This window comes from Streptomyces sp. YIM 98790, assembly GCF_011421595.1.
Classification (GTDB): domain Bacteria; phylum Actinomycetota; class Actinomycetes; order Streptomycetales; family Streptomycetaceae; genus Streptomyces.
The window spans coordinates 1-937 of the sequence record NZ_WTLH01000391.1 but is presented as its reverse complement, the minus strand read 5'-3'; the positions used below and the strand labels follow the sequence as shown (position 1 = coordinate 937).

1 pseudogene is annotated in these 937 nt (G+C 81.3%); it reads right to left on the bottom strand.

What is annotated here, in order from left to right:
* Positions 1 to 937: pseudogene (locus tag GQS09_RS31155) on the bottom strand (helicase-associated domain-containing protein); the annotation flags it as partial.

The following is a 937-nucleotide window of genomic DNA, read 5'->3' as shown; positions in this document are numbered from 1 at the left end:
CGCGGCGGCCAGCAGCCGCCGGTCGGCGGGCGGCGGGCCGTCCGGCACCGGGTCGGGAGCGGACCGCGGCGGAGTACGGTGCGCGGTGCGGCGCGGGGCCAGCACCGCGCCCTCGGGGGACTCGGCGGCCGGGGCGTGGCCCAGCTCCCGCAGCCGCTCCAGCAGCACCTCGGGCGCCACCGGGGAGACGACCACGGTCGGGGCCAGCCGGCGCAGCCGCAGGGCGGCGGCGCGGCGGTCGGCGAGCAGCTCGGCGAGCAGGGCCTCGTCGTCGCAGCGCAGATAGCTGGTGGCGGTGCCGACCCGGAGCAGGCCGTGCTTGCGGGCCACGTCGTCGATCAGATACGCCAGCGGCTGCGGCACCGGGGTCCGGGAGTGACGGTCCAGGAACGCGCGCAGCTCCGCGGCCGACCACCCGGCGTCCAGCGCGCGGCGCACCGAGCCGGGCACGAAGCGGTACACCGTGGCGCCGCCCTTGGACTCGATGTCCGCCGCCACGGCCAGGGCCTGGGCCAGGTCCCGGCGGAGCGGCCCGGGCGCGACGGCGGTCAGGTCGGCCTGGAGCAGCACATGGTCCAGCGGCTCCGGCAGCAGCGGAGCGAGCAGCCGGGCGGTGGCCGTCAGCGCCGCGGCGACGGCCGCGTCCGGACCGTGCNCCGGGCGGTGGCCGTCAGCGCCGCGGCGACGGCCGCGTCCGGACCGTGCCCGCCGCCCGCGGCGGGCTCCGGACGGCCGGCCGCCGCCCGGGAGGTGCCGGGGGCCTCGCCGGCCGGGGGGCCCGCGGTGCCGTCGGGGGTGAGGGCGTCGAGGAGGGGGCGGACCGGGGCGGCCAGCGCGCCGCGGCCGGTGACGCCCAGGCGTTCGGCGTCGGCCAGGGCGTCGGAGGTGAGCAGGGTGTGCAGCTCCTCCGGCATCCGGCGGGGTGCCGCCCAGCGCA